The organism is Geobacillus vulcani PSS1 (assembly GCF_000733845.1).
Taxonomy (GTDB): Bacteria; Bacillota; Bacilli; order Bacillales; family Anoxybacillaceae; genus Geobacillus; species Geobacillus vulcani.
In genome coordinates, this window is record NZ_JPOI01000001.1 from 2,435,948 (window position 1) to 2,449,942 (window position 13,995).

General features: G+C 50.9%; 10 protein-coding genes and 1 pseudogene. 9 read left to right on the forward strand and 2 right to left on the reverse strand.

Annotation, left to right across the window (positions count from 1 at the left end; genetic code table 11):
• Positions 1 to 9: 9 nt before the first annotated feature.
• Together N685_RS0113190 and N685_RS0113195 are read right to left on the reverse strand one after the other, a co-directional pair.
• The gene (locus N685_RS0113190; RefSeq protein WP_031409065.1) at positions 10 to 855 is read right to left on the reverse strand and encodes a glutamate ABC transporter substrate-binding protein; all 846 of its coding nucleotides are present in this window, start codon (positions 853 to 855) and stop codon (positions 10 to 12) included.
• 27 nt (positions 856 to 882) lie between these two features.
• Positions 883 to 1,611, reverse strand: coding sequence for an amino acid ABC transporter ATP-binding protein (locus N685_RS0113195; RefSeq protein ID WP_031409067.1), 729 nt, complete (start codon positions 1,609 to 1,611; stop codon positions 883 to 885).
• A gap of 461 nt (positions 1,612 to 2,072) precedes the next feature.
• Between N685_RS0113195 and N685_RS0113200 the strand changes: the two genes are divergently transcribed.
• The 9 genes and pseudogenes from N685_RS0113200 to N685_RS0113240 all read left to right on the forward strand — a co-directional run bounded on the left by N685_RS0113200 (position 2,073) and on the right by N685_RS0113240 (position 13,810).
• Positions 2,073 to 3,020 (forward strand): aldo/keto reductase family protein, encoded by a 948-nt coding sequence (locus tag N685_RS0113200; RefSeq protein ID WP_031409069.1) that lies wholly within the window; start codon positions 2,073 to 2,075, stop codon positions 3,018 to 3,020.
• Between the two features lie 385 nt (positions 3,021 to 3,405).
• Complete coding sequence (locus tag N685_RS0113205; protein ID WP_031406100.1) at positions 3,406 to 4,542, forward strand: IS110 family RNA-guided transposase; 1,137 nt, start codon at positions 3,406 to 3,408, stop codon at positions 4,540 to 4,542.
• Between the two features lie 213 nt (positions 4,543 to 4,755).
• On the forward strand, positions 4,756 to 6,471 hold the full coding sequence (locus N685_RS0113210; protein ID WP_031409071.1) for a sigma-54 interaction domain-containing protein: 1,716 nt from the start codon (positions 4,756 to 4,758) through the stop codon (positions 6,469 to 6,471).
• Between the two features lie 251 nt (positions 6,472 to 6,722).
• Positions 6,723 to 7,910, forward strand: a complete 1,188-nt coding sequence (locus tag N685_RS0113215; RefSeq protein WP_031409073.1) for an iron-containing alcohol dehydrogenase — start codon at positions 6,723 to 6,725, stop codon at positions 7,908 to 7,910.
• Positions 7,911 to 8,108: 198 nt separating this feature from the next.
• On the forward strand, positions 8,109 to 9,572 hold the full coding sequence (locus N685_RS0113225; RefSeq protein WP_031409075.1) for a CoA-acylating methylmalonate-semialdehyde dehydrogenase: 1,464 nt from the start codon (positions 8,109 to 8,111) through the stop codon (positions 9,570 to 9,572).
• A gap of 411 nt (positions 9,573 to 9,983) precedes the next feature.
• Positions 9,984 to 10,280, forward strand: a complete 297-nt coding sequence (locus N685_RS0113230; RefSeq protein ID WP_237746902.1) for a UPF0175 family protein — start codon at positions 9,984 to 9,986, stop codon at positions 10,278 to 10,280.
• A 371-nt stretch (positions 10,281 to 10,651) separates the two neighbouring features.
• A pseudogene (locus tag N685_RS19615) lies at positions 10,652 to 10,987 on the forward strand (MerR family transcriptional regulator); the annotation flags it as partial.
• Positions 10,988 to 10,991: 4 nt separating this feature from the next.
• On the forward strand, positions 10,992 to 12,176 hold the full coding sequence (locus tag N685_RS0113235) for an RNA-guided endonuclease InsQ/TnpB family protein (protein WP_031409079.1): 1,185 nt from the start codon (positions 10,992 to 10,994) through the stop codon (positions 12,174 to 12,176).
• A gap of 185 nt (positions 12,177 to 12,361) precedes the next feature.
• Positions 12,362 to 13,810: a PTS mannitol transporter subunit IICB gene (locus N685_RS0113240; protein WP_031409081.1), complete on the forward strand. Its 1,449-nt coding sequence runs from the start codon at positions 12,362 to 12,364 to the stop codon at positions 13,808 to 13,810.
• Positions 13,811 to 13,995: the final 185 nt, after the last annotated feature.

A 13,995-nucleotide genomic window follows, 5' to 3' on the forward strand; every position in this document is an offset into this window, starting at 1 on the left:
TTTCGCCTGTCATTGTTGCGGTTTTTTGCCGATCCATTTTTCGTAGATCTTATCGTATTCGCCGTTTTCTTTAATTTCTTTTAAGTATTCATTGATGACTTGCAGCAGTTCTTTGTCCCCTTTGCGGACGGCGATGCCGTACGGCTCTTCGGTGAACGTTTCATCAAGGACGCGGTAGTTCGGGTCTTGTTTCGCCATCCCCCAAAGCAGCGCGTTGTCCGTTGTCAGCGCATCGCCTTGGCCGGCTTTTAACGCGGTAAACGCTTCCGCGTAGTTTTCAAATTCAAGCACGTTGACTTGCGGCGCGACTTTGCGGATGTTTTCGGCCGATGTCGAGCCTTTCGCCGTCAGAACGGTCATGCCTTTTTTCAAGTCTTTCACGCTGTTGATCGGGCTGTCTTTTTTGACAAGCAGCGATTGCCCAGCCATAAAGTACACATCCGAGAAATCCACTTCTTTTTTCCGTTCCTCGGTGATCGTCATGGTGGCGATAATGGCGTCAATTTCCCCGTTGTTCAGCATCGGGATGCGCGTTTTGGATGTCACTTCTTTCAATTCAATTTTGTTTTCATCGCCGAGAATTTTTTTCGCCAACCCTTTGGCAATATCGATATCAAATCCTTCCACTTTGCCGGTTTCCGGATTTTTCAATCCAAATAAGTTCAAATCGTATTTGACGCCAACGACAAGTTTGCCGCGTTGTTTAATTTTTTCAAGCGTATTGGTCGCTTTCGCCGTTTCTGACGATGTTCCGCCTTCTCCTTTGTCCGTCGTGCTGCAGCCTGTCAAGGCGACAGCGCTCAATAAGGCCGTTAAGGCGACGGTAATCCACCATTTCCATGCTTTCTTTCTCATGAGAAAACCCCCTTTGATTGACCGGAATTAATGGTTTAAAATGCGGCTTAAAAAGACACGCGCCCGTTCCTCTTTCGGGGCCGCGAAAAACTCCTCAGGCGGCGCTTCCTCTAAAATGCGCCCTTGATCCATAAAGACGATGCGATCGGCCACCTCGCGGGCAAACCCCATCTCATGGGTGACGACAACCATCGTCATCCCTTCTTTTGCCAGTTGCTTCATGACATCCAACACTTCGCCGATCGTTTCCGGGTCAAGCGCCGATGTCGGTTCGTCAAACAGCATGATTTTCGGTTTCATCGCCAATCCGCGGGCGATGGCGACGCGCTGCTGCTGGCCGCCGGAGAGCGCGGACGGGTAAGCGTTTGCTTTATCTGGAATGCCGACTTTTTCGAGATAATACATGGCGATGTCATTGGCCTCTTTTTCCGACATGCCGAGCACTTTGCGCGGCGCCAACGTGATGTTTTGCAAGACGGTCATATGCGGGTATAAGTTGAAATGTTGGAACACCATGCCGATATTGCGCCGCAGTTCATTGATGTTGATCTGTTTGTCATTCACTTTGACGCCGTCAACGATCAACTCGCCGCTTGAGATCGTCTCGAGCCGGTTGATGCAGCGCACAAGCGTGCTTTTGCCTGAGCCGGATGGCCCGATGATGACGACGACTTCTCCTTGGTTGATCGTCAAGTTAATGTCTTTGAGCACATGAAAATCGCCGTAGTATTTGTTGACCTGGTGGAAATAAATCAATATCCCCCCTCCTTTGTGACAAATTTGTGAACGTTTTTCGAATTCATTGTAAATATGCGTCTACGAAAATCTACGGAAATCTACAAAAAATTTTGCTTGTTTGCAAAAAATCATCGATTCCAACACTTGTGGGTGAAACGGGAACAGGGTTCATCACCACAACATGTACTTGACAGACGGCACACTTCTCTGAACAAGTGTATGCAAAAAATGATTTGTTTCCTGTTCTTTCTTGGACGCATAAGTAAAGGTATGTTATGAAAAAATCAAGTACAACTTTTGGTGAGGAGCCGGGAGCAGGCTGTCTTTCCAATGTCTGGGCGGAAGGCAGGGCCGTTTTTGCATCCTGGGGATTGTTTGGAATAGTCAGGCAAATTTCTTGGCGATCAAGCGGTCGAGGAGTATAATCAAATTGTCAACCATTTGACATTGGTGCCATTCATAAGGAGAGGGGAAGGAAAATGAAGTATCGCAAACTCGGCCGCACCGGGCTCAAGGTGAGCGAAATCAGTTTAGGCAGCTGGCTTACATACGGCAATTCCGTGGAAAAAGAAACGGCCATTCGCGTCATTGACAAAGCGTATGAGTTGGGCATCAACTCGTTTGACACGGCGAACGTGTATGCGCGCGGAGAAGCGGAAAAAATCGTCGGCGAGGCGCTCCGCAAATATCCGCGCGAGTCGTACGTCATCGCGACGAAAGTGTTTTGGCCGATGGGCGACGGCCCGAACGACCGCGGTCTGTCGCGCAAGCATGTGTTTGAGCAGCTCCATGCGAGCTTAAAGCGGCTGCAACTGGATTATGTTGATATCTACTATTGCCACCGCTATGACAAAGAGACGCCCGTCGATGAAACGCTGCGCACGATCGACGACCTCGTCCGCCAAGGGAAAGTGCTTTATGTCGGCGTCAGCGAATGGACAGCCCAGCAAATTCAAGAAGCGCTCGGCGTAGCCGATCGCTATCTGCTTGATCGGATCGTCGTCAACCAGCCGCAATACAACATGTTTCACCGCTACATCGAAAAAGAAGTCATCCCGGTGTGCGAACAAAACGGCATCAGCCAAATCGTCTTCTCGCCGCTCGCTCAAGGGGTGCTGACCGGCAAGTACAAACGCGGCCAAGCGCTGCCGGCTGGCAGCCGCGCCGCCGATCCGAAAGCGAACACGTTCATCCAAGGATTGCTCAATGATGAAGTGTTAATGAAAGTGGAACGGTTGGAAAAGATCGCTGCTGAGCTCGGCGTGACGTTGTCGCAGCTTGCCCTCGCTTGGGTGCTGCGCCAGCCGAACGTCGCCAGCGCCTTAATCGGCGCCAGCCGCCCGGAACAAGTCGAAGAAAACGTCAAGGCGGTCGATGTCGTGCTGAGTGACGAAGTGCTTGAGAACATCGAGGCGATTTTAGCGTAACGGGAATGCGGAGACAGGCCAGTGAGGCGCCTGTCTCCGTTTTTTTGGGCGAGTGGAGTGCATTCGCTTTCCCAACTGACAGCTGTTTTTTCAGCATGATTTTCAAGGAAAAGATCCATGGGCAGCACGATCTGCCCTCCACCCGGGGATGAAAATCCCCCTTTTCTTCCCATAATGAAGAATAGGCGCAAACAGTTCAACAGGACGTTATGCTTAATGGTGGCTTAGACCCTGTACGGAAAAGTGTTTGAATCCACTGGGTGCACCACCCATTGTCCGCCCTTTCCTGTGATAGAGGAAAGGTGACGACGAACGGAAAACTGCCGCATGTCTCCCGTGGATTCGCTGTTTGCGCACTCCATCATCGAAAAGGAGGCGTTTCATCATGGATGTCATCTATCCTCGCTGCGCAGGATTGGATGTTCATACCGAAACTATTGTCGCTTGTGCCCTATGGGAAGAAGAGGGGGAGATTCAAAAGGAGATCCAAACGTTCTCAACGTTCTCGAAAGGGCTTGGCGACCTGCTCGAGTGGCTCGAAGACCATGGGGTCACCCATGTCGCCATGGAATCCACCGGCGTGTATTGGAAACCGGTCTTTGCCTTCCTCGAGGGCTATGTCGACTTGACTTTGGCCAATCCGCAGCGGATCAAAAATGTCCCGGGAAGAAAAACCGATGTCTCTGACGCCGAGTGGATCGCCAAGCTGCTCCGCCATGGACTCATTGAAAAAAGTTTCGTCCCCCCAGCGCCGATTCGTGAACTGCGGGATTTTACCCGCCTGCGCAAAAAGTGGGTCGGACAGTTGAGTTCAGAGAAAAACCGGATTCAAAAAGTGCTGGAGTCTTCCAATGTCAAGCTGGGCTCCGTCCTCTCGGATCTCTTCGGCGTTTCCGGACGAAACATCCTTGCCCGGCTGCTCGAGAAGGGATACGTGGACAAGGACGAGCTGGATCAATGCCTGCGCGGCAGGCTCAAAACGAAAAAGCAGGCGGTGTACGATTCGCTGCTGGGCACCTTGACCGAACATGAGCTCTGTCTCCTTCGCCTCTTGTGGAAACACGTGGAGGAATGCGAGCGGCTCATCGAAGAAGTCGACCAGCACATCGACCGCCTGCTCGAGCCGTATCGGGAGGAAGTGGACTTACTGATGACCATGCCTGGAATCAAAAAACAAACCGCCGCCGTCATCATCGCCGAGATGGGAACCGACATGAGCGTCTTTGAAACGCCGGAACGGGCGGCTTCATGGACGGGGTTGTCCCCCGGCAACCATGAAAGCGCCGGAAAGCGAAAGAGCACGCGCACCACCAAAGGCAATCCCCATCTTCGATCAGCGTTATGCGAGGCGGCATGGTCAGCAGCTCGATCCAAGACACATCCCTTGTCCCGAAAATTTTGGTCGTTGGCGGCCCGATGCGGGAAGAAAAAAGCCCTCATCGCCACGGCTCGACGAATGTTGGTGATCATCTTTTGCATGATCTCCCGCAAAGAGTCGTTCCGCCAACCACAACTCATTTAGTATAGCCAACAGGCAGCCGGATGATACGAGATGCCCGAAAATGGGGCACCTCTGCTTTCCTATTGCCTTCTTTGGCCATTTTCAGTATACCCACACGGATCAGGAGCGTATACAGCACTCACCCAGTGGTGGGGATTTTCACGGAAAACAGAAGGATTTTTTGAGGTCAGTAGCGAACGGTACGTGAAAAGGGAACAGGGAAGGGGGATCACGATGACGGTGGGTCATGGCGCATCAGTGACCCTTGGCCGCCATCAAACATTGCAGCAGGCGGCTCAGTTGCTGGCGGCGCACGGGATGGACGCCGTTGATGTCGTCGATGAATGCGGGGGCTCGGTCGGCCGATGCACGTGGCGGATGCTGCTATGGGCGGTGGCGCATGGAATGGATCGCATGATGACAGTGGAAGATGTATTGGCGGCATTTTCGATCGAGGGCGGGACGGAGCCGAAAGAGGACGGCACGGAAGCACCCGACGCCAAAGAGGATTCAAGGGCAACGGCCGAGCTTGAACGACTGCGGCGTGAGTTGGAAGAAACACACCGCTTGGCGGAAACGATGAAAACGGTGCTGGATGCGGCGTATGAAGGGGTCGTCGTCGTTGATGGAGATGGCGTTGTTCGGGAAATCAACCGGGCGTACTGCCAGTTCCTCGGCATCCGCCGAGAAGACGCGATCGGCAAGCATGTGACAGAAGTGATCGAAAATACCCGTTTGCATATTTGTGTGCAATCCGGCATTCCAGAGCGCGGATATATTCAAAAAATTTACGGCCAGCCGATGGTCGTGCATCGCATTCCGATTTGGCGTGACGGCAAAGTCATCGGGGCGATCGGCATGCTCATTTTCCAAGGGGTGTCGGAAGTATATGAAATTTTTCGGCGCCTGCAAGAGCTGTCGCGCGAGGCAAGCCGGAAGGAGAAAAACGGGGCGGCAGCGCCAAAACAAGAGGCGGCCACCTCCGCCGCCGTAGGGGTGGAGCGCATCATCGGCCGCCATCCGACGATCGTTGCGGTGAAACAAATGATTCAGCGGGCGGCGCGTGTGCCGTCGACCGTGCTCATTACCGGCGAAAGCGGAACGGGGAAAGAGGTTGCGGCGCGAGCGATCCATGAGGGGGGTCCGCGTGCGGACGGGCCGTTTGTCAGTATCAACTGCGCCGCCATCCCGGAAGCGCTTTTGGAAGCAGAACTGTTTGGCTATGAGGACGGAGCGTTCACCGGTGCGAGAAAAGGGGGGAAACCGGGCAAGTTTCAGCTTGCCCATGGGGGGACGCTGTTTTTAGATGAAATCGGTGATATGCCGCTTGCGATGCAGGCGAAGATGTTGCGCGTGCTTGAGGAAAAGAAAGTGGAAAAAGTGGGCGGGATATCGGGGACAGAGGTGGACGTGCGCATCATTGCCGCGACGAACAAGCCGCTCGAGGAGATGGTGCGGGGCGGAACGTTCCGGGAAGATTTGTTTTACCGCCTGAACATTATCCGCATCCACCTCCCGCCGTTGCGTGAGCGGAAGTCGGATATCCCCGCCCTCATCGCGCATCATATGGAACGGCTTTGCCAGCAGTATGGGGTTCGGGGGAAATCTTTTTCAAAAGAGGCGATGGAGGTGTTGGTCAGCTATTCATGGCCAGGCAACATTCGCGAGCTGGTCAATGTCATCGAGTGGCTCATTAGTATGGTGGAAGGGGAGAAGATTGAGCGCGAACATTTGCCTGCCTATTTGTCCGCCATTCAGCCGATGGCGGCATCTATGCAATATGGCGGTGTGAACATCGCCGACCGGTGGAAAGAAATGGTCTACCAATCCGAACGCGAACGCATCGCTGCCGCCCTTGTCGCGGCGAACGGCAATAAGGCGGAAGCAGCGAGGAGACTCGGCATTCACCGATCTACATTATATGAGAAATTAAAAAAGTATGGATTTTGAGCGTTCTCCGCTGAGAAGGGGGGTTCTCGGTCCATGATGATCAACAACGGCAGACGGGCCGTTGTTTTTTTGTTGAGGGGAAAAGGGTGTTGGGAGAATGTCGGATAATGTAGGGGATGTGTAGGTAAAGTGTGGGGGGGATTCCGTTAAGGAGATGGAAAATTCCTAATCATAACACGTTTCTAGTTTGGCATAAAGTTTGCATATAGAAGATATTGAAAACGATATCAAAGGAAGAGGGAGGCGGAACAATGTACGAGCTGTTGGTGCCGAACCGGGTTATTTATGGGTGCGAAACGTTTCATGAAGTCGGCCGGCAAGCGAAAGCGCTCGGGTCGAAAGCGTTCATTGTCAGCGATCCGGTGATGGAGAACATCGGTCTGGTCGCCCGCTGTGAACAATATTTGCAGGAAGCGGGGGTGCCATTTGCCAAGTATACACGGGTCGACAAAGAACCGACGGATGTCCATGTAAATGAGGCGCTTGACGTCTGCCGGAGCGAACGATGTGACGTCATCATCGCTCTTGGCGGCGGCAGCAGCATCGATGCCGCGAAGGCGGTGGCAGTGATGATGACGAATGAGGGAACGATCAGCGACTATGTTGGCAACGCTAGGATGTTCACGAAAAAACCAGTGCCGCTCATCGCCATTCCGACGACGGCCGGCACCGGTTCGGAAGTGACGAAAGTGACGGTCATTATTGATACGAAGACAGACGTCAAAATGATGATTTCCCAGCCGGCGCTCCTTCCGGCCGTGGCGATCGTTGACCCGCTTCTTACTGTCTCATGCCCGCCATCCGTCACCGCGGCGACCGGTGTCGATGCGCTTTGCCACGCGATCGAGGCGTATATTTCCCGACGAGCCCATCCGGTGACCGATGTGTTGGCGCTATCCGCCATTGAGGCGATCATCGGCCATTTGCGCCGGGCGTACGAAAACGGTCAAGACATCGAAGCGCGGGAGAAAATGGCGATCGCGGCGATGAAGGCTGGCATGGCGTTCTCGAACGCCTCGGTGACGCTTGTGCACGGCATGTCGCGGCCGATCGGCGCGCTTTTCCACGTGCCGCACGGCGTGTCCAATGCGATGCTGCTGCCAGGGGTGCTTGAATTTACAAAAGACAGCGCCACAGAACGATTGGCAGTGATTGCCCGGCTCATCAACCCGCAGCTGAAGGACGTTTCTGATGCCGAAGCGGCCGATGCGCTTGTTGAAGAAGTGAAACAGCTTTGCCGTGATTTGCACATCCCGAATATGAAAACATGGGGCATTGACAAAGCGGCATTCGACAAAGCGGTTGATAAAATGGCGGCTGATGCGCTGGCAAGCGGCAGTCCAGCGAATAACCCAAGGGTGCCGACGCATGAGGAAATTGTGACATTGTACCATTATTGTTACGACTATCAGTACAACACCAAAACCGTCAGTTCGTGAATCAGACGACGGGGATGGCGATTGCAGAATGCATGGCAGCGGCCAGCCGCAAACAGACGGCAAAGGACGCCGCTTTTTGGAAGCGTTCAGCTTGCCAACTGTTCCCGCACAAGGCAGCATTCGCCGCTGAATCGATCACGCTTGTGCGCGTTCATGAGCCAATCTGTTGAAAAACCGATGAGAAAGGTGGTTTCATTCATGAGTTCTGTAACCGAAACAAAAACATTGAAAAACTTCATTGGCGGCCAATGGGTCGCTTCGACATCCGGAAAAGAAGAAATCGTGCCGAACCCGGCGACGGGAGAAGTGCTGGCCAAAGTGCCCCTCTCTTCGCGCGAGGAGCTGGATGCGGCGGTGGCGGCCGCGAAGGAAGCGTTCCGCGAATGGCGGAAAGTGCCGGTTCCGCGCCGCGCCCGCATTTTGTTCCGCTACCAGCAGCTGCTTGTCGAGCATTGGGAAGAGTTGGCTAGAATGGTGACGCTAGAAAACGGCAAAGTATACGAGGACGCGTACGGCGAAGTGCAGCGCGGCATTGAATGCGTCGAGTTTGCGGCGGGGATTCCGACGCTCATGATGGGGCAGCAGCTGCCGGATATCGCAACCGGCATCGAATCGGGCATGTATCGCTATCCGCTCGGCGTCGTCGCTGGGATTACGCCGTTTAATTTCCCAATGATGGTGCCGTGCTGGATGTTCCCGCTCGCCATCGCTTGCGGCAATACGTTTGTATTGAAGCCGTCCGAGCGGACTCCTATGTTGGCCAATCGTCTGGCGGAGCTGTTCACCGAAGCCGGCCTGCCGCCGGGAGTGCTCAATATTGTCCACGGAGCGCACGAGGTCGTGAACGGTATTTTAGAACATAAAGACATTAAAGCCGTCTCGTTCGTCGGCTCGCAGCCGGTTGCGGAGTACGTGTACAAAACGGCCGCCGCTCACGGCAAGCGGGTGCAGGCGCTTGCCGGTGCGAAAAACCATTCGATCGTTATGCCGGACGCCGATCTTGATCTGGCGGTGACGAACATCATCAACGCCGCCTTTGGTTCGGCGGGTGAGCGGTGCATGGCGTGCTCGGTCGTTGTCGCTGTCGGTGATATCGCTGATGAGTTGGTGGAGCGGCTCAAACAGGCTGCTGACCGCATCCAAATCGGCAACGGGCTTGACCAAGGCGTCTTTTTAGGACCGGTCATTCGCGAGGCGCATAAAGAGCGGACGATCAAATACATTGAAATCGGCGAAAAAGAAGGTGCGCTCCTTGTCCGCGACGGCCGCCGCGACTCGGCGACAAGCGGCAAAGGATACTTTATCGGCCCGACGATTTTTGACCATGTCAAGCCGGGCATGACGATCTGGACGGATGAAATTTTCGCTCCGGTTCTCTCGGTCGTCCGGGCCCGCGATTTGGACGAAGCGATTGAGATCGCCAACCGGTCGGAGTTCGCCAACGGCGCCTGCATTTACACCGACAGCGCCAAAGCGATCCGCCAGTTCCGCGAAGAAATCGACGCCGGCATGCTTGGCGTCAACGTCGCCGTCCCCGCGCCGATGGCCTTTTTCCCGTTCTCGGGCTACAAAAACTCGTTCTATGGCGACCTTCATGCCAACGGCCGCGACGGCGTCGAGTTTTACACGAGAAAGAAAATGGTGACGGCGAGATATCAGTAAAATGGACTGAAAAGCAGCCCGTTTAGACAAGGGCTGCTTTTTTATCACCTCGAACCGAGAAGTCCTTCACTTCCAAGTAGGAGCGTAAGTAGGGATGAACCGGCGTCTGTCACTAACATCTTCCTCTTGCGCCAAAAGAACAAAAGAAGCGTTTCGATTGCGATCGTTTTGAGGAAGTTCAACGGTGGGATGCACAGGGACGGCTTAGCTGACAGCTTACCGTAGGTTAGGCTGTTGTCAAGAATCCCCAAATTCTCTACGCGAGCGCGGGTGAGGAGTGTTCAATTGGGTTGTTTTTATTTTCCGGCGTGTTGAGCGTGTAGTAAAAATTTAGGGAATGCTATTCGTTCCGTGACCACATCCAAAAGGAGCAGAGTGTGATAGAATAAAATAAAAAAGGGTGTGAGTTCAATGGCCATGGACTATTTTCAGGTGAACTTGCCGAAAGAGTTTTTGCCCGCCATTAATGAATTGGAAGGCAACACAGTTGAGGCAAAAATAAAACTTTCATTGGCGATTGGTTTGTTTGTTGGAAAACAGGTGACGCTGGCAAAAGCGGCTGAGTTGGCCGGAAAATCCTTAGGAGAATTTATCGATGTATTGCGTTCGAAGGCGATTCCTTGGATGGAATATACGGAGGAACACATCAAAGATGATTGGGACACGGTGCAAAAATTGAGCAATGAAAATAGGGATCACAATGAATAGAGTCACGGTCAATTCTACACCGATTATAGGTCTGTCGATCGTTGGGCAATTGACTCTTTTGTCTGAACTATTTCTTGAAAATGGATTTTATCTTTCCCGACGTCTTTATCAAGAGGCTTTATCACTAGCGGAAGAAACGCTGTAGCCCTGCCCGCCACACTGGGCTTTTTTCTTTTTAACCCTTGTCAACAACCCCCTTGCCAAAGTCGCGTTTACTTCTCATTGAAGGCCGGTTGTAAGCGTTTTAAGATAAAGGTACAGTCAAACAAAAAGGAGGTGACACACAGTTGAAATAAATTTATAAAATTTCGTAAAAATCTATATACAATTTGCAAAAACTATTATACAAATTGTGTATAGAGGTGATGATTATGAAATATTACAGTATAGGACAATTTGCCAAACTGATAGGGAAAACGGAACAAACGTTAAGAAATTGGGATAAATCTGGTGTATGAAAACCTGCACATGTTTCTCTATCGGGGTTCAGGTATTATTCACAAGAGCAACCTAATCATTTTCTTGGTATAAAAAACATTGAACGAGAAAGAAAAATTGTAGGCTATTGCACAGTATCGAGTAACAAACAAAAAGATGATTTGGAAAGACAAATTCAATGCGTCAAGCAATACATGATCGCAAGAGGTTATCGGTTTGAAATTATAACTGACATAGGTAAAGCCAAGAAAATGATTCAGGAGTTGGTAAAAGATGATCAAGACTTATAAAGTTATGCTTTTGCCAAACAATAAGCAAAGAACAAAGTTATTTGAGTGTGCAGGTGCATCCCGATGGGCATACAATTGGGCATTGGCTACACAACAAGAAAACTACAAAAATGGCGGAACGTTTTTAAACGATAATGAGTTAAGGAAAATGCTGACACAATTAAAAAAGCAAAAAGAATATGCTTGGCTTAACCATTACTCAAATAATATAACAAAACAAGCAATTAAAGATGCCTGTCAAGCGTACAAAAACTTCTTTGAAGGCAGGACAAAGTTTCCAAAATTTAAGTCAAAAAAGAGAAGCAAACCAAGTTTTTATCAAGATACGGCAAAAATAAAAATCACAAAAACGCATGTAAAATTGGAAAAGTTAACCACATCGAAGAAAAAGAACAAGCAAAAATTGAATGATGTTAAGTTAGCTGAAAAAGGCAGAATCCCAACAGGGAGTAATATAAAATATCTCAACCCAAGAATCACGTTTGACGGAATAAATTGGTGGCTTACTATTGGAGTTGAAGAAGTTGAAAACAAAAACCAAAATTATACTGACGGCATAGGCATCGATTTAGGGGTGAAAGATTTAGCTGTCGTTAGCAACGGGCAGAGGTTTTGCAATATAAACAAATCAAACAAAGTGAAGAAGTTGGAGAAAAGGCTGAAAAGGTTACAACGTAAGCTATCAAGGAAATATGAGAAAAATAAAATAAAAACAGAAGGAGGTGAATACCGTTACAGAAAAACAAAGAATATAAAGAAGTTGGAATTCCTTGTTCTAAAAACGTATCGAAGGCTGAAACACATCAGGCACAATTATATTCATCAAATCACTGCATCTTTGGTGAAAACCAAGCCAGAGTATGTAGTCATGGAGAGCTTAAATACTCATGGAATGCTAAAGAACAGAAAGCTATCGAAAGCCGTCCAAGAACAAACATTCCACGAGTTTAAAAGGCAAATGGAATATAAGTGTGCCTGGAATGGGATCAAGTTTATACTTACCGATCGATTCTTCCCTTCGTCTAAAACTTGTAGCCATTGTGGGGCTGTAAAAGAGAAACTTTCTTTGTCAGAAAGAACGTTTGTATGCGATGAATGTGGAAATAAAATAGACAGGGATGTAAACGCAAGTAGAAACTTAAAAAATTATGGAAAATCAATAGCCTAGCACGTAAAGCGGCTATTGATATGTACCCATTCGTTAGTGGGGAATTGAAGCCTTCGGAGCACCACATCCAACGAGAGTAGCTTTGGCGAAATCGGGTGCGATGAACAAGGAAAGAAGCATAGGTCTTTGTAAGATTTTTAACTATCTTATAAAGCCTTATAAGTTTTCTGTAACGGAACAGCTTCATGACGCATACAACCGGAAACGAAACAAGCTTCCGTGTGAAGGTTCAACGGTTTGGTGGTTATTTGAGCGGCATGATTATGCCAAACATCGGAGCGTTTATCGCCTGGGGGTTGATCACGGCGTTATTTATCCCGACCGGCTGGTGGCCGAATGAGACGTTTGCCAAGCTTGTCGGGCCGATGATTACGTATTTGCTGCCGCTGTTGATCGGGTATACGGGCGGCAAAATGGTGTACGACGTCCGCGGCGGTGTCGTCGGGGCGACGGCGACGATGGGGGTCATCGTCGGTTCGGAAATCCCGATGTTTTTAGGCGCGATGATCATGGGGCCGCTCGGCGGCTATGTGATCAAAAAAGTGGACGGCCTCTTGCAAGGAAAAGTGAAACAAGGGTTCGAGATGCTTGTCAACAACTTCTCGGCCGGGATTGTCGGCGGCGTGTTGACGTTGCTCGCCTTTAAAGGGGTGGGCCCGATCATTTCTTTGATTAGCCAAACATTAGCGGCAGGGGTCGAAAAAATTATCGCTTGGCACTTGTTGCCGCTGGCGAACATTTTCATCGAGCCGGGGAAAGTGCTGTTCTTGAACAACGCGATCAACCATGGGATTTTAAGCCCGCTCGGCGTCGAACAGGCAGCGCAAACCGGGAAATCGATTTTGTTCCTGTTGGAAACGAACCCTGGGCCAGGACTTGGCATTTTGCTGGCGTACTGGCTGTTTGGCAAAGGGATGGCGAAACAGTCGGCGCCAGGGGCAGTGATTATTCATTTCTTAGGCGGGATTCATGAAATTTACTTCCCGTACATTCTCATGCGTCCGATCTTGATTTTGGCGGCGATGGCCGGTGGAGTGAGCGGAGTGTTCACGTTTACGGTATTCCATGCTGGGCTGGTGGCTGTGCCGTCGCCAGGAAGCATTTTTGCCCTGTTGGCGATGACGCCAAAAGGAAATTACCTCGGCGTGCTCGCTGGTGTGTTCGTCGCCGCAGCGGTGTCGTTCCTTGTCGCTTCGGTTTTCTTAAAAGCGGCGAAGCAAAACGAAGAGGAAGAAGATTTGGCGAAAGCGGCGGAGAAAATGGAGCAGCTGAAAGGGAAAAAGAGCCAAGTCGCTGCCGCGCTGCAACAAAATGAAGCGGCTTCGCCAGCTGTGGCTCAATCCGCTCCTAGCCGGGTGAAAAAAATTGTGTTTGCCTGTGACGCCGGAATGGGGTCGAGTGCGATGGGGGCGTCGATTTTGCGCAATAAAGTACAAAAAGCCGGCCTTGATATTGAAGTCACGAACACGGCGATCAATCAGCTGCCGGCCGACGCCGATATTGTCGTCACCCACCAAAATTTAACCGACCGGGCGAAAGCGAAACTGCCGAACGCGTATCATGTGTCGGTGGAAAACTTCCTCAACAGCCCGAAATACGATGAGTTGATCGAGCAATTGAAAAAGAATACGTAGATCTTGAAAAGAACGCAGGGGAGTCATGGTCCCCTGCGTTTTTATCATCCGAAACAGAAGAAGTTCTCTACGTCTCCGCGTTGGCGCAGGCGGTGGGAGGATATCATTGGTGAAGGCTCCCGCCCGGATTTGTCTTTGGCCGTGCTGATGAGCTCGGACGTGGATCTGCCCCTATCTTTGTCGTA